15 protein-coding genes and 1 tRNA gene are annotated in these 15211 nt (G+C 63.2%); 7 read left to right on the top strand and 9 right to left on the bottom strand.

Translation table 11 applies throughout. The features are described from left to right. Position 1: 1 nt before the first annotated feature. A complete protein-coding gene (locus BJ6T_RS07000; RefSeq protein ID WP_014491606.1) occupies positions 2-427 on the bottom strand; it encodes an acyl-CoA thioesterase in 426 nt (141 codons plus the stop codon). Positions 428-537: 110 nt separating this feature from the next. Between BJ6T_RS07000 and BJ6T_RS06995 the strand changes: the two genes are divergently transcribed. Continuing rightward, complete coding sequence (locus BJ6T_RS06995) at positions 538-1086, top strand: TetR/AcrR family transcriptional regulator (RefSeq protein WP_014491605.1); 549 nt, start codon at positions 538-540, stop codon at positions 1084-1086. Between the two features lie 45 nt (positions 1087-1131). On the opposite strand, the gene BJ6T_RS06990 is transcribed toward BJ6T_RS06995, so the two are convergent. Further along, positions 1132-1614: a hypothetical protein gene (locus BJ6T_RS06990; RefSeq protein WP_014491604.1), complete on the bottom strand. Its 483-nt coding sequence runs from the start codon at positions 1612-1614 to the stop codon at positions 1132-1134. Positions 1615-1813: 199 nt separating this feature from the next. Here BJ6T_RS06990 and BJ6T_RS06985 point away from each other — a divergent pair, with 199 nt between their 5' ends. Then, positions 1814-2101 (top strand): PsiF family protein, encoded by a 288-nt coding sequence (locus tag BJ6T_RS06985; protein ID WP_014491603.1) that lies wholly within the window; start codon positions 1814-1816, stop codon positions 2099-2101. A 101-nt stretch (positions 2102-2202) separates the two neighbouring features. Beyond that, positions 2203-3288 (top strand): AbrB family transcriptional regulator, encoded by a 1086-nt coding sequence (locus tag BJ6T_RS06980; protein ID WP_014491602.1) that lies wholly within the window; start codon positions 2203-2205, stop codon positions 3286-3288. Between the two features lie 120 nt (positions 3289-3408). On the opposite strand, the gene BJ6T_RS06975 is transcribed toward BJ6T_RS06980, so the two are convergent. Next, on the bottom strand, positions 3409-3951 hold the full coding sequence (locus BJ6T_RS06975) for a disulfide bond formation protein B (protein WP_014491601.1): 543 nt from the start codon (positions 3949-3951) through the stop codon (positions 3409-3411). Between the two features lie 158 nt (positions 3952-4109). Between BJ6T_RS06975 and BJ6T_RS06970 the strand changes: the two genes are divergently transcribed. Further along, positions 4110-4194: transfer RNA gene (locus BJ6T_RS06970), tRNA-Leu, on the top strand. A 458-nt stretch (positions 4195-4652) separates the two neighbouring features. Here BJ6T_RS06970 and BJ6T_RS06965 read toward each other — a convergent pair. The 6 genes from BJ6T_RS06965 to BJ6T_RS45265 form a co-directional block, all read right to left on the bottom strand. Then, entirely contained in the window at positions 4653-5864 is a 1212-nt protein-coding gene (locus BJ6T_RS06965; RefSeq protein ID WP_014491600.1) for a recombinase family protein, read from the bottom strand. A 95-nt stretch (positions 5865-5959) separates the two neighbouring features. After that, positions 5960-6328, bottom strand: a complete 369-nt coding sequence (locus BJ6T_RS06960; protein ID WP_014491599.1) for a hypothetical protein — start codon at positions 6326-6328, stop codon at positions 5960-5962. Positions 6329-6350: 22 nt separating this feature from the next. Continuing rightward, positions 6351-6626 (bottom strand): hypothetical protein, encoded by a 276-nt coding sequence (locus BJ6T_RS06955; RefSeq protein ID WP_014491598.1) that lies wholly within the window; start codon positions 6624-6626, stop codon positions 6351-6353. After that, positions 6619-9285 carry a MobF family relaxase gene (gene mobF, locus BJ6T_RS06950; protein ID WP_014491597.1) on the bottom strand — a complete coding sequence of 889 codons (2667 nt, stop codon included), beginning with the start codon at positions 9283-9285 and terminating at the stop codon, positions 6619-6621. The genes BJ6T_RS06955 and mobF overlap by 8 nt, the downstream gene beginning before the upstream one ends. A gap of 811 nt (positions 9286-10096) precedes the next feature. Beyond that, on the bottom strand, positions 10097-11647 hold the full coding sequence (locus tag BJ6T_RS45270) for a hypothetical protein (protein ID WP_141378933.1): 1551 nt from the start codon (positions 11645-11647) through the stop codon (positions 10097-10099). A gap of 147 nt (positions 11648-11794) precedes the next feature. Further along, positions 11795-11998 carry a hypothetical protein gene (locus tag BJ6T_RS45265; RefSeq protein WP_141378931.1) on the bottom strand — a complete coding sequence of 68 codons (204 nt, stop codon included), beginning with the start codon at positions 11996-11998 and terminating at the stop codon, positions 11795-11797. Between the two features lie 39 nt (positions 11999-12037). Here BJ6T_RS45265 and BJ6T_RS06940 point away from each other — a divergent pair, with 39 nt between their 5' ends. The 3 genes from BJ6T_RS06940 (at position 12038) to BJ6T_RS06925 (ending at position 14819) form a co-directional block, all read left to right on the top strand. Then, positions 12038-12325 carry a hypothetical protein gene (locus BJ6T_RS06940; protein WP_141378929.1) on the top strand — a complete coding sequence of 96 codons (288 nt, stop codon included), beginning with the start codon at positions 12038-12040 and terminating at the stop codon, positions 12323-12325. Between the two features lie 411 nt (positions 12326-12736). Next, positions 12737-12952 (top strand): hypothetical protein, encoded by a 216-nt coding sequence (locus tag BJ6T_RS06930; RefSeq protein WP_014491593.1) that lies wholly within the window; start codon positions 12737-12739, stop codon positions 12950-12952. Positions 12953-13049: 97 nt separating this feature from the next. Beyond that, positions 13050-14819 carry a type IV secretory system conjugative DNA transfer family protein gene (locus BJ6T_RS06925; protein WP_240537952.1) on the top strand — a complete coding sequence of 590 codons (1770 nt, stop codon included), beginning with the start codon at positions 13050-13052 and terminating at the stop codon, positions 14817-14819. The last annotated feature ends 392 nt before the right edge of the window (positions 14820-15211 follow it).

The following is a 15211-nucleotide window of genomic DNA, read 5'->3' as shown; positions in this document are numbered from 1 at the left end:
CTCAGGCCTCGGCCGGCTCGGCAAGATGCTGCAGAGCGACCGCGCGGATCGCATCCGTGAACGGCGCCGACTTCCGCTGGCTGCGGTCCATGTGGACGCCGGTGATGTCGCAGAACGCGGCGATCTCGCCAGTCTCGGCATTGGTCATGTCGTGCCGGAAGCGGATCGACTTGTCGCGGACCTCCAGCAAATGGCTGCGGATCTCGACGATGTCGCCGGCGAGCAGCTCCCGCCTGTAGGTGATGTTCTGCTGCACGGCGGCCATGCCGCGGCCGGAAGAGCGCAGATAACTCGGCGTCAGCCCGAGGCGGGCGAACAGATTCCAGTTGGCCTCGTCGAACTTGCCGACATACCACATGATGTTCATGTGGCCGACGTGATCGCACTGCCACGGATAGACCGTGCCGCGATAGGTCGCCTCCTGCATCGCAATTCCTCCCGCCGTTTTCCGCCTTTTGATCATTGATACGGTAGCGTATCAGCGCCTGCTCGCGTTAGCAATACGGCACCGTATCAAGAACCGGTGAGGCTTCCTTCATGAACGACGGCAAGGGCGATGTCTGGGTCGAGGCAGGGTTTACCGAGCTCGCCCGCTCGGGGGTCGAGGGGGTGCGGGTCGAGGTGCTCGCCAAGAATCTCGGCGTCACCAAGGGCGGCTTCTACCGCCGCTTCGCCGACCGTACCGCGCTGCTCGATGCCATGCTGGAACGCTGGCGCGAGGGACGTGCGGCATCGATCGCGCAGCAGACAAGCCTCGATGGGCAAGAGCCCCGCGAGCGGCTGAAGGCGGTGATCCAGCTCTATTCCGAGCGGCTCAATCCGGAGGGCATGGCGATCGAGCTCGCGATCCGGCAATGGGCCCGCTCGGACGAAAACGCCGCCGCGGCGGTCGCGAGCGTGGACGCGGCGCGGCTCAAGCACGTCGCCGAGCTCTATCGCGCGACCGGCCTCGAGGCCGAGGCGGCCGAGGCGCAGGCCTTCCTGTTCTATTGCTTCATCTTCGGCCAGAGCTTGCTCTTCGTCGAGCGCGGTCCGCGCAAACGCTCGCAGCTCGTGGCGAAGTCGGCCGAGAAGCTGCTCGACTAGCGAAATGGCCGGAGCTTTGCTCCGGCCATCGCATCATGTCGAAGCTCAGGCGGCGCCCTTCAGCTTCTTGTTGCACTCGCTGTAATAGCCACCGCCCTTCTCGATCCACTTCATGCCGCCATTGCCGTTGGTGGTCTTGTTGGCATTGTACTGGTCGACGCAGGTGTGGAGGCGCGCCTTGCCGGCGGTCTCCTTGGCGTATTTCGGATCGACGGCGTTCGGATAGATCGCGGGTCCGGCCGGCGGGGTTGGCGCGGCGGCCGGGGCCGCCTCCTTCTTCGCCTGCTTCGGCTCGGCCGGCGCCGCCGGAGCGGCCGCGGTCGGCGCCGCGGCAGGCGTCGCATCCGCACCGCACTGGGCCTTGCGGAAGTCATTCCATTTCATGGTGCCGAGCGAGCCGTCCTTCTTGGCGGCCTGGTATTTCGCGCTGCACTCCTGCGAGGTCAGCGCCTGCGCCGGCGCGCTCGCGACCAGCGCGGCAAAGCCCGTCAATGCAACCGCACACAGCAATTTTGATTGAATGGTCATCCTTGGTCCTCCTCCTTGGTCTTCCCCGACGGAAGCGAAACGAGGATTGCTATCCTAGCGTGCCGCCCGGCCGCGACAAGGAAGCGATGGCGCCTGCCGCCAAAATATAGTGATCCCCCCGGCTCGGATTATTCATGTCGCGTTCAGCAAGGCGAGCCGACGTTCCCAACTCTCCGCAATCTCGCAAGAGTGCACCACCATGACCTTCACGTCTCGCCTCGCCATCGTCGCCCTGGCCTCCCTGCTCGCCACCGGCACCGCCTTCGCGCAGACCGCCGCGCCGGCTGCCAAGACCGACACCAAGACCACAACTGCCGCCGCCCCCGCCGACAAGAAGGCGCCGAAGGAGCGCTCGGCGGAGTCGCTCGAATGCTCCAAGCAAGCGGACGCCAAGGCACTGAAGGGCAAGGAGCGCAAAAAATTTCGCCGTGAGTGCATGAAGGAAGCGAAGGCCGGCACCGCCGCCCCCGCTGCCGACAAGAAGTAAATCCGTCACGCTACGGCTCGCGAGCATCCGTGAGGGGCGCGCGCATTGCGGCATGACGAGGCTGCAATTGTGTGCCTCTCGCTGATTTGCGATAAGGTGGCGTGAAGCAAATCACCGCCTCCCTGCCGTTCGAATGGCCAAGCCGTGCCAATATCTTGAGCACGGTGGAGACGCTCGTCATCGGCACCGCCGGCGGCCTCGTGTTTCTGGTCGCCGGACTTCCCGGGGGACTGATCTCGGGCTCGATGATCGCGGTCGGGATCGCCGCGATCGCCGGCCGCCAGCTGGCGCTGCCGCCGATCCTGACCCAGACCGTGCTGGTACTGCTCGGCATCTCGCTGGGCTCGGTGGTCTCGCGCCACCTGCTGCAACAGGTCAGCGCCTATCCCGTCACCATCGGCCTGCTTGCGCTCGCGACCTTCTGCTCGACCTTCGGCTCGAGCTACTACCTCCAGCGCATCCATGGCTGGGACCGCACGTCGGCCTTTCTCGCCGGCAGCCCCGGCGCGCTGTCGCAGATCACGATCCTGGCGGTCGAGCGCGGCGCCGACCTGCCCGGCATCGCGGTGGTGCAGACCATGCGCGTCATCATCCTCACCGCGGCGCTGCCGATGGTGCTCGCGTTCGCGGGCGTGGCGCCCTCCGTCGCGCCGTCGCTGACGACGACGATCGCCTCGCCGCTCGAGCTCGTGGAGCTGGTCGCGGCCTCGCTGGCCGCGGCGCTCCTGCTGCGGCTGATCAAGTTTCCGGCGAGCTGGATGTTCGGCGCGATGATCGCCTCCAGCGTGCTGCATGGCGCAGACTGGGTCGAGGGCGGCCTGCCGAACTGGGTGCGCGGCGTGGCGCTGATCGGCATCGGCGCGCTGATCGGCAGCCGTTTCGCGCGGATGCGGATCAAGACGCTCGCCGGCCACATCCATGCGGCGCTCGGCTCGTTTGCGGTGGCCATCGCCGTCTCCGCCATCTTCGTCGGCATCGTCGCGCTCACCACGCAGGTGAAATTATCGGATGTCGTCGTCGCCTTCGCGCCGGGCGCGATGGATGCGATGCTGGCGCTCGCGCTCACGCTGCACATCGACCCGATCTTCGTCGGCGCCCATCATTTGTCGCGCTTCGTGTTCGTGACGATCGCGACCCCGGGCATCGTGCACCTGTTCGGTCGCACGCAGGACGATGTGGATGATTGACGGGGCACAGCCCTCGTAGGGTGGGCAAAGCGAAGCGCGCCCACCGCTTCTTGTACCGACATCACGGAAGCATGGTGGGCACGGCGCGCAAGGAGCGCGCCTGTGCCCGCCCTACGGCGGCTACGCGCGCTTCGCCGTCCGCAAAAATCCCCACGCCGCGATCGCGGCCATCAACAGCGAGATCAGCACGTTGTAGCCGGCGAGCGAGAGACCGAGGAAGCGCCACTGCACCTCGTCGCAGCGCACCACCTTGACGGTGTCGAGCTTGGACAGCAGATCGGCGGCATTGCCGAGATTGATGACGGGACCGGAGCAATCGGTCGGGCCCTTCCAGAACCCCCATTCGACCCCGGAGTGGTAGGTGCCGAGGCCGGCATTGGCGAGTGTCGCCAGCGCGAGGATCGCAAGGCCCGCGAGCAGCAGCGGCCGCGGCGCCCCGCTCCGTGCCGCAAGCGCCGTCAGCGCACCGACCGGAATCGCGAGATAATAGGCGTAGCGCTGCTCCAGGCACAGCGGACAGGGCAGGATCTCCAGCACGAGCTGGAAGAACCAGGCGCCGGCGATGGTCGCTGCGGCAATCAGCGTGACGAGCACCGAGGCGGTCAGCGCGGGACCGGTCCCAGCCGGCCTGAATGCAGGTATTGCGGCACTCTGGGTCGTCACGGCAGCCTCTTTCGGATGGGTCGCTTTCTTAAGGCTCTAACCCCGGCCCAGGCGGCTGTCGAGAACAGCCGGGATCACTTTGGCGCGGGTTGACCCTGCCCTGTCGATGGCTATAGTCCGCCCGCTTTGCGAGGCCCTTTTCCAGGGGCCGACCGGGAGCCCCTGTGGCGGAATTGGTAGACGCGCTCGACTCAAAATCGAGTTCCGCAAGGAGTGCTGGTTCGATTCCGGCCAGGGGCACCATTCCTGAACAGATTTACGAACCGTGGGCGTGGGTTGACCGTTCGGGCCGAGGGTGGCCCGGATGTTGTCGTTTGAGCCGATGATGCGGATGGTGGTGTCGGACACGACGATCGCATCGACGATAGCGCTCAGATAGGCTTTCCGGGCGGCCACATCGCCCGACACGAGCTGTTCGCGCATCAAGCGGGTAAATCGGTCAACGGCGACAGGGTCGATCTCGATCGGGAGCGCGCTCGACTTCTTCGCGTAATCGAGGGCCTCAAGGGCCCGGTCCCGGGTCGTCTTCAGGGCCGCCACGCGTTCCTTCAGCGTCGGGTCGGTGCCGTCGATGGTCCCCGCCTCAATCGAGGCGTAGAGCCGGGAGAGGCGTTCTTCGGCATCGGTGACTTGGCGGGCAAGGTCGACGAGACGGCGGTCAGCCGAAGCTTGGCGGTCGTCACGGCGGGCCTTGAGGGCGGTCAGGATGGCCGTGACCCGTTCGGGCTGTAGGAGCTGGTCCAGCAGGGCCTCAACCACGAGCTTTTCGATGACAGGCCGGGCGATCTTGCGATTGCCGCAGGAGGCGCCGTCGTCGTGCTTATGCTGCCCTTTTTGATGGACTGGATGCATTTGTAATAGCTGTAGATGACGCCGGTCCGTGAGGTGCCGGTGGCGGTCGTCAGGGCGCAGGACTTGGCGCAGTCGCAACGGACAAGGCCGCCGAGCAAAGACGGCGCCGAAGCGAGCCGCGGCCCGCGAGACCTCGGACGGCGCGACACCAGCAGGGCCTGGACCGCCTCGAAGGTCGCCTGGTCAATGATGACGGGAATTTCGTATTCGACGATCTCGGACTGCGCCTTGCGCTCGCCGTCACCCTTCCGATCAAATTCGTTGAAGTTCCGCACGCCAGTGTAGGCGCGGCGCGTGAGCATCTCGTGCACGGTGCCGGTCCCGAACAGCGAGCCGTTGCGCGAGCGATAGCCGTGCGCGTTCAGCCACTCCGCGATCTTCTTCGTTCCCAGAGGACCGCTGTTGCCATCCCCGTTCTTGGCCAGATCGAAGGCGCGGATCACGACCTCCGCTTCGACCGGCTCGGTCGCGAGTTTCTTCTTCTGCTTGTTGCCGATAATCTCGGCGTCGACGGATTTGTAGCCGAACGGAATGATGCCGCCGTTGGAGTAGCCAAGCTGCGCATTGGCCTTCATCGTTCTCATGGTGGAACGGGCCGTCTCCTTGGACTGGTATTCGTTGACGATGCCGATGAACTTCCTGAACATGTCGCCGGTGTCATCGTTGGCCAGCGGTTCGGCATGCGAAATCAGTTCAACCTTGTGCTTGCGCAGGGTTTGAACCGTGAGCTCCTGCTCGACCTGGTTTCGGAAGGCTCGCGAAAACGAATACACCATGATCGCGTCGACACTACGCGTACCGTCGGTCGCGCGTGCGATCATCTGCTCGAAGGCCGGGCGCTTCATGTTGGTGGCGGTCTCGCCCTCCTCACGGAAGATGCCGGCGATATGGTCGCCGTCGCGTTTGCAGCGCGCGATCAGATTTTCCTCCTGCGAATCGAGGCTGAGCTGGTTGTTGGACTGCTTTTCGGTCGAGACCCGAATATAGATCAAGACATTGCGCGGCCGCGGCCTGGCGGCGTTGTCGGGCGCTTCTGAGACCTGAAGGTGCTTGCGGGCCATGACGAGCTTCCTTACGCGATACTGAAAACGAGTCTAACCATGCAGGGGAATCAGGGGAAGAGATACTTCGTCCTTGCTCCCCTGCACGGTTAAGATCAGGCGAGCGAAACCTCGTTGGCGACGACATTCCAGCGCTGCCGGAAGCCCTCCCACAACAGCGGCTTGTGCTCGGCCAACAGCAGTTCGAACGCCTCGTGCGCTCCGTTCGGAATGTGGCGGAAGCCCTCCACGAACATGTCGTGACGCTGTTCTTCCGTCAGATCGCGCAATTCACGGATCGCGGGCAACCGGCCCAGCACTCTGAAGCAGTTTTCCGGATCAGGATCGAATTCGGTCTCGTTGGCGATGGCATCCATCGATTCCCGCACCAGCCAGAGCGCGGATTCGACGGCGAACTCGGCAAAGGTCTCAACGCGCATGGGAAGGATGGTGTTAGGATCGACGGGAAGATCGTGGTCAGGCATGGAGGTGGTCCTTTCGGTTGGTTTAAGGGGACGTCTTGCGGGATGGCGCGAAGACGTCATCGAGTACCGCCGAGAAGTAGCGCTCGATAGCTTCAAGCTCGGCGGGCACGATCGGTGTCGGGTCCGCGATCTCATTGATCACGGTCCAGAACTCGGGGTCGGACGGCCGCGGAGCGGTCCCGGCGCTGTTCGGTTTCGCGCGCTTCGGCTTCGCCGCCATAGCCAGCGGCGCCGCCAGGGAGGCCCCGGCGCTCGCTTGCGGCCGTAACCGCATCTTCGGGATGCCCGACTTAGCCACGGGCATACTCCGGCGACCGCTCGCGCTCGCGGTCATGGACCCGCGCGGCATGGTCGAGCATGGGATCGAGCGTGCAGGTCTTGATTTGCAGCCGCGACAATCGTCCGGCAAACCAAGCCAGACGATGCTCGGGCGTGATCGTTGCGCGGAGCCGCTCCGATAACGGCAAATCGAGACGGACCTGAGCGTCGATCTCGCGCGTATCGGCGAAAATCACGAGATGATCCCGCGCGCGCGAGAACGCGACATACGCGTCGTGCCGCGTCATCGCGGGACCGGCCCAGACAAAGGCTTGATCGGTGGTCAGACCTTGGGAGCCGTAGATCGTCGTGCTGTAGGCGTGGCCGAGCCGAGCACGGCAATGCTCGTCGAAAAGCTCCGACACGCGGAACCGTGCGGGGCGTCCGTCGATATCGATGTGGAGTGTGGGATCCGGCGTTTCGCGGCCCTCAATGCGGGTAATGAAGCCGGTTGTGCCGTTGATGACGGAGAGGCGATCATGACGAACCAGAAAGCGGATGTGGTCGCCGACCGCGAAGGCGAGCGTCTGACCGTGGCCAGACGGCGTCACGGCGGCGACCTCGATATCCTCGCCAACGATGCGTCCATCGCGCTTCAGCCGAACGCGAACCTCGTCATTGAGCGCGCGCACCTGCGCGTTGGTCTTGGCGATCAACAAGACCGCCGGTTTCGGCGCCGAGCGCTGGGCGCTCTCCCAAGCATCCACCACGCACGTGACGGTCGCCTTCTCGCCGCTCGCAAACGTCAGGAGACCGCGCTCTTCGAACGCCGCCAGCCCCTGTTCGGCACGGCCCTTGGCGAAATCAGTCACGGCGGCCCGCATCCAGGCTTCGCGCTGCCGCACGATGGTGTCGACGCGCGTAGTCCCTGTGACGCTGGCGAGGATGGACAATCCGGGACCGGCACCCAGGGCCTGGAGCTGCTCCCGATCGCCGACGAGGATAACTTTCGCGCGCGCTTCCGCCGCCTTCTGCGTGATCGCCAGCATCTGGCGCGACGACAACAGCCCAGCCTCGTCCACGACGAGCACGGTGTTGGCGTCAAGGAAGGGCTCCTTGGTGCGGGCAAGCCAGGCGTCGGTGGCCATGGCTTCGATGCCCAGCGTCTGTAATTCTTTGGCGACCTTCCAGGATTGGGAGGCGCCGATAATCCGCCTCGGCCGCGCACCAGCGCCATAATTCTGGCTGTCGGAATGTGCCGCCACGATTGCTGCCAACGTGGTGGTTTTCCCGCTGCCAGCGGCGCCCTCGATCACCACGATGGCGGCGGACGTCGTCGCCATCTGTGCAGCGCGCGTTTGCTCGTCGGACAGATCACGCGAGTGGCAGAGCCGTAGCACGTGCTCGGGATCGGGCGCCTCGCGATGCTCCCGCGACAGGCGCTCGGCCACGGCGACCAGTTCGCGCTCAATTGCGATCTGCTCGGGCGTGGAAAACAGCGGCTGCTGAAGGGCGTCTCGTCCAAGTTCGACGATGCGGCCTGCCGCGATCAGCCCTTCCACCTCCTGCTCGACCCGCAGCGCGTCCGCGTCCGTGCCGACCAGGGACGTCGCGACGGCCGCATACAGATTGCGGCGCTCAAAGACACTTTCGTGTTCGGTCAGTTGCGCCGGCACGCCTGCGACGCGCTCGGCGATCAGCTTTTCCCGTTCAGCAGGATCCCACGTCCGTGACGTGCGAAGGTTTTCCAAGAGCCGGTCAACGTCGAGGAACGGCGCGGCTTCCTGCGCCCACAGTTCGAAGCGGTCAGTGGTGCGCTCCTCTTGCTTCGACGAACGGGTACCGCGCGCGATTGCGGCAGCCAGCGCGGGCGCCTCCGCTGTCGACAGCCCCTCCGCGGCGATCGCCTCCTCCACTTCTCGCCGACGGGCTGAGAAGTGGCGCTGCAATGCCACAAAGCTCTTGCCGAGGCTTACGGATTGATCGTCGCCGCCCGGCGTCCGCGGCACGATGATTTCGAAGGTGCCGTTCTTGCCGACCTCGCCGATTTCGAACCCAAGTTTCTTCAAATTTGAAGAAAGTGCGAAGTGGTAGACGGCGCCGGCCGCCATTTTGTGCGCAAACAAATGTCGAGCGTCCAAAGCTCCCACGGTGCCGTCTTCGCGAACGGCGCAGTTCAGGATAACTTGGTGACTATGCAGATTGGGGTCGGCGAAGACGCGGCCGTTGTCATGCGCGACCGGCCTGGCCTCGCCGTGTTGGAAGGACGCAACCGTGAGGGCAGAAACGCGCTCCAGCCTGAGCCCGTTCTTTCCGCGCCGGCAGAACGCGGCATTCCGACTGAGGAAAGCGATGGTCGCTTCGCAGGCATCGTGTTGAGCCTGCTCGATCGCGCGCCGCGTCTCAGGATCGGCCAGCGCGAATACGACGGAGACCGACTTCGGCGCCGATAGCGTCAGGTCAATCCCGCCGACCCGGTTGACCCCATCGCCGTTGTTCGACAACAGCGGTTGGCCGTCAGCATCTAAGCCAGCATGGAGGCGTTCGAACAGGGCGTTGTCGACGAGCGCACCGTGTGTCGCGCCGAAATCATTGGTCGCGGTGATCCAACGACCGGCCGACTCTCCGCCGCCCAGATAATACTCGGACTGCTTGCTGTAATAACTCGCCGTCGTGCCTGCCGCGATCGTCGCGACCATCGGGGCCTCCATCGAAGGAGGCCACAAGAAGCACGCCTAAAAGCCTTGTGCCGTGCATTTCAAATTTTGCGGTCGGCGAACTTTGCAATGCAAATTGCGCAATTGTCACCAAGATGAGTGACCAGTATCTGCGCAAAGCTTTTGATCGTGGGCATGACTTCTGCGATCCGGTGGGCGGCGCACCAAGGCCCCGAACTTCGTCTGGGTCGACACGCTGCTCGCGCCTCGTCCGGCGCGTCTGGCCTCCATCGCGCTCGCCAACAAGGCGGCGCAGATCGCCTGAGCGATCCTGATTCGCGGCTTAGACCTGCCAGGCCCCCGATAATGGCGATGGCAGCGGCATGACAGACAGCAACTGTCTGCGCTTTTGGACCGCAAGCTGCTCGCTCGCTACGGCGCTATTTGGAAAGCGCACTCGCTCGCTACTTGCTGCATTGAACCCGACCATCGACCCGATGGGAGCCGTTACCGACTGCAGGGAGTGCAATGAACGTGATGGCAACCCGGTTGAACCGGGGGCTAGGAAACCCGCCGAGTGCCTAGCACTTCGAGTGCGAGAAGATGATTGGGGCTAGTTCCGCGAACTTCCATCGGGGCCAGCGGTCGTGCGCACCGCGCAAACAGGCCGGACACATGAGCGCACTGGGCCAGTTTCTAAAACGTCAAGAAACCATTTGCACCGCATGCGCTGTCCATGGGCGCTACTGCTTCGCCGTGGCGCTACGATGACGACCTGCCGCTCGCTCCGACAATACGTTCCCGTACGCCATGTGACGTTTCAGTAGGCCTGATAGGCGGCTCTCTTCCTAGGTTAGATGGTCAGCGAACCGGCCTGCCGGAATTCTTCAAGCTGCTCACTCCACCAGCCGCGGCGGCGCGCGCTGAGATCAAGCAGAGGGCCGGTAATGGCCACCTTTTCCTCGTTGCGTTCCCCTTCATTCAGCAAAATTGCGGCTTGTTGGAGCGGGTCATCGTTCCAATCGTAGCTCACCTCAACATCGGTCTCACCACGTTCGCTGTAGAGTGCTGCGTCCACGAGGCCTCGCCAGACATCGTCAGGAAACTGCGCGCGAATGAGGTGCGGAGCGGACCAGTCATCCCCGGTCATTTCCAACTCGTTCAGCGAGACCGGAGTATCGGTCAAGATCTCCTCAATCAGCCGGGCGTGCCAGGGGCTGAGTGTCTCTCGATGGAAACGCTTCAGACGCCCGATCCATGCGGCGAGGCTGCCGATATCTTGCCGGGCCAAATTGGCCCGGAGCACCTCATTGTCCCGCCAGATCGCTTCGTCTTCGAGCCCGATGCCGCCAGCCAACATGGATATGACATCTGCGCGTGCGGTGACCGGTGCCCGCCTCACTTCAATTGGACAATCGTCACCTCGCTGAAGGCCTGACTCAGTCAGCTTCAGATCGAGCTCAGCCGCATCATCTCGACGCTTCGCATCAGCGTCACCTTGGACATAGGCTGGTCGCTCGCGGCCTTTCCAATCGGTCGCCTGCACTCGTAGGATGGCAACGGTCTGCAATACCCAGATCAAAAAAGCTTCCGGATTGAATCCTGCTTCGCACCATGCTCGAACCTCTTGCTTTACTCGTTTCAAGATCTCTCTTCGGGTGTTGCTGGTCCATCCGCTGTATAGTGATCGTCCGTTTGACGCCGTTGTCAAAGTTACGGGATCCGCAGGATAGGCGATCGCAGTAGGTGAGCCATTTCGGCGCCTGTTAAGGATAGCTCTCGGCCCAACCAGTAGGGTTCCTTTTTTACAGAGGATGGTCGTGCCCGGTTCGGTATCGACTAGGTCATCGACGGCGCGCGTCCTTCGGTAAGTATCATCAACCTTGCCGACGATAGGAGCTAGTGCATTCGTGTGCGGATAACCGAATACCCAATTGAGCCGGTAGTGAGGCCTGCATTCCCAAAGAGCATCAGCGATTGCTTCGGTAAAGGAAGCATTGACCAGGAAGGCATCCCAAGCCTGTTTGCTTCTAAGCGATCGCGTTTGGTCAGGGCCGCTCTTGAACCTTGGAGCCTCCAATTCCGCGACATAGCCGTCTCTAAGAAATTTCTCTGTGTGGGACCAACTGTAGGTCGCCATCCACCCATGCAGGCTGGCGACATGGACCGGCTCCGGCTGCCACAGGGGCTGGCCTGGAAATTCGCGGCGCACCTTCTCTAGCAGCCGGTCCGGAAATGTCTCGAATCGCTGCGGATCATAAAATACCGAATGGACATAGTCTGGGTCGCGAGGAGCTGGAACACGCGGCCCCTCAAATTCCGGCGGGATGGGTCTCAATTCTACTTCTTCGACCGCGTGATCCTCAACTGAAGCGGCAGCTTTGCGAAGTTCAGAAAACGGCATGACGGCTTTGTTCTCAATTTCCGACTGGGGCACGTGACGGCGTGAGCGAATTAACGACGTTGTTGAGCTCGCGCTGGTTTATGCAGGCCACAACTTCAGATCGCGTGAAGGCGATCATTCAAATTGCGAAGAAATGAAGGCGTCGGGTCAAGCGGGATAGGCCGTGTTGCGCGAGCCGGACACCGTCGCAAGGGAGCCGGTCGCGCCCGACGTCAGGATCTCTCTTGTGCCCGAAAAAATTTGCAATGCATTTCCTTTGATTGAATGCAGCATCGTGAGCTCGCTATGCCAATCAAGCACGGCGATCCGCTGTGCTTGAAGAAAAGGAAGTAGGTAACCATGTGCGTTCACAGAAGGATCCTTGAAGTCTCGCACGCGCTCGACGAAACGTTGAAGCGCATCGCGGTCCCCCACTACGGGACGTCGGCCACGATTCATGAGATCGATTGTGCCCGCCAGTTCTCCGCCCGCGTCGTCATGGCGGCGTTCAACGGCAACATTCCGCACGACTACGGCGCGACCCACATCGACCCCGTCGAGCTGGCCGCCCTCTTGCCGCAGTTCGAGGGTGCCTTAAAACTCGCGCACGCCTTGAACAAGGCCGGCGTGACCTTGCCGTTGCGCGGCTCGCTGCTTGAGCGGATCGAGGCCGCGGTCTTGGCCAAAAAGGCGGACTAACGCCAAAGCAGGTCGGACCTCGGTCCGGCCTGCTCGCATTTAGCCGGAAGCACGACAAGCCCTCCTACAGAGGCTACTCATCCGATTGCAGTCCGGCGGCTTTTTCTTCCTATCCGCCCGAAGCCTGCCCTTTACGACCACTCTGCGCTGTGCCGCTCCGAGGACCCCGGGCTTTTCACTCAATCTCCCGTTCAAGAACAAAACCCCGCCAACAAAGCGATCTCTCAATGCGCCGTTTTTGTCGAGGCGCGCGTCGTCATCAAGGCCTTTCGCTTCCGTGCTGCGCGTGTGCAGCTCGGCCCTTCCGGGAGCCTGGCGGCTCGCCTTGATGACACCGCTCATGCGCCTCGACCGCAAGCGGCCCATCGAGGTCGCCAATGCGGCGGTCTCGCAAATGAAGAGGAGACTTACATGACCAACCCGATCACGTCCTCTCGACCGACCCATCGGATTTACGCGGTCTCGCGGAGCGGCAAGCAGAAAATCTGGCGTGCGATCGGCGTGCTCTGGCCGCACCACGACGGCAAAGGCTTCAGCCACAAGCTGGATTGCCTCCCGCTCAATGGCGCCGAGATCGTAATCCGGCAGATCGACGCCGACATCGACGCAACCGAGGGCGCGCAATAGCGCGCCCTTCAACATGGGTTGCGAGATCGTCGCGCTAAATTTGCATTGCAAATTCTGCGAATGATTTCGGCCGAGCTGCTCGGCTAGAACCTCTCCTTTGGCAATCGCGCAACCAAGGACGCCGATTGCCGAGCGAAAAGCGACGTCCGACCGCCGCAGCGATCGGGCATCAAGAGTTTCGGAGTTCGTTATGCATCGCGTTATCTGGAATATCTGCCTCTTCATCACGGTCGTGCTTGGCGGAATCGTGTTCGGCTATCCCCTGGCCGTCATGGCACAGCACGGCGCCAATTCCGCCGCCTGGCCGGCGGGCGCCATCGAGCCGGCTCGCTGGTTCAGCTACGTCGCATCGTTCGATTTGCCCAATCTTCTGCGGCCCTACTGGCTGATGTTTCGCGGCCGGTCGCAGGAATTCGCCGGTGGTGGCCGCATCGAGCTTGGCACCACGGTCGCCGCATTCCTGATCATCACGGTGGCGCTGTTCCGGATCAAGAAGATCGAGATCAAGCGCGATCCGAGCGGCATCTACGGCGCGGCGCGCTGGGCGACGCCCGCGGAGATCGGCCAGATGGATGAGGGCCTTGAGCTGGGCATCGACAAGGCAACCGGACGTGCCGTCCGCGTCTCGATAGAAGGAAACCTCTTGACCATCGCCCCGCCGCGGAAGGGCAAGACGTCGGGGCTTCTGATCCCCAATCTGGCCTACCCTGAGCTGGCGGCGTGGCTCGGGCCCGCCGTCGTGATCGATCCCAAGGGGGACGCCTACCGTGCCGTTGCTGGCCGGCGCCGCCAACTCGGCCGCATCGTCCGTTGCCTCGACCCCTTACAGCTTGTCGGCGGCACCGACAGCTGGAATCCCCTGGAGAACGTTGCCGCGACGGATATCCTGTATCTGCAGCATACCGCCCGGATGTTGTTGCCTGAACCGAATGGCACTGGCGACGGTGCTGCCGCTTACTTCAACAATCGCGCCGTCGACCTGATCCTCGGCGCAATGCTCGTCGCCCTTCATTCTCCGAAGCGCGACATTCCGGAAGTCTGGCGACTGCTCAACAATGAGGACGACTTCTTCAAGGGATTGCAGGCCTTGAATGCATTGCCGGCGGCTCAGGCGGCCCTGAAGATCATGGAAAGTGATCCCAAGGCCCGGGACACCATCGTGTCGACGGCGAGCCAAGCTTTCTCATGGTTGAATGACGCCCGCCCCGCCGGCATGGTCAGTTCCAATTCGTTCGATCTGCGAGACCTGACCCGCGGCGACGTCGATCTTTTCGTGGCGGTGCCCTCCCGAGACAATCTCACCTTGGCGCCGTTCCTGCGCTGGCTCTTGGGCGACATCTTCGACACTGTCCGCGAGCATCATCCTGCCGAGCGCATGGTGATCTTCATCGACGAAGCGAGCACGCTTGGGCGTTTCGACGCTATCCTGAAAGCAGCCGGCGAACTCCCGGGTCACGGCGCCAGCCTCTGGACGATCTGGCAAGACCGCGCCCAGATCGTCACGACCTACGGAGAGCCCGGGGCGCGCACCCTGCTGAGCACGGCCGACATCGTGACCCTGTTCGACGTTCCGGCGACGGATCCCGATGAGAGCGATCGATGGTCGCGAGCACTTGGAAGCTTCTCCGCGCTCATCGAGTCGCACTCGACCGGAGGAGGCAAGGGTGCCGCATCGACGTCGACCACGTCACAAGAGACCCGGCTGATGACCAAGGAGGAATTGACGACGCTTGATAGCCGAGACCTGATCGTCTTTCCCAACAGCCGGTTCTACACGCGCCACCCGTTCCGTCTCCGAAAGACCGCCTTCGACGACCCGCGCTTCGATAACTTGATCATCAAGGTGCCACGAGTTGCACGCATCTAGGCGACTGATTGGGGACCGATAGGCGGATGAATACCGCTTCGGGCGTTGTTGTGTTTCGTCGACTCGTCGCGAGTTCGGCGGCGGCGACGCGGGTAGGCCGTGATCGGTGACCGACCGCGGATGAGCGGGCTAAGTACGGCAGGATCGCTCCCTACCACGGCATCGCCGACGGCCGCTCCGGACCAAGCGACCGGTAGAGCCTGCTTCGTGCCGAAAGCGGGACGACTTGGGTTGCCGCCGCCACTTCGGACAGCCGGCCCGGACGGGATCATCGGATCATCTATTCGACGATTGTCGGGGCCCGGTACCGCGCAGAGTTGGGGGCGGCAATACGGGCGACATCAGCGCGAACCGCCGAGGGCACGGGAGGCCGGTCACAGCGCGGGGCATAT

Source organism: Bradyrhizobium japonicum USDA 6 (assembly GCF_000284375.1).
Classification (GTDB): Bacteria; Pseudomonadota; Alphaproteobacteria; order Rhizobiales; family Xanthobacteraceae; genus Bradyrhizobium; species Bradyrhizobium japonicum.
The sequence above is the reverse complement of the archived record's forward strand: the minus strand, read 5'-3'. Positions and strand labels throughout refer to the sequence as shown.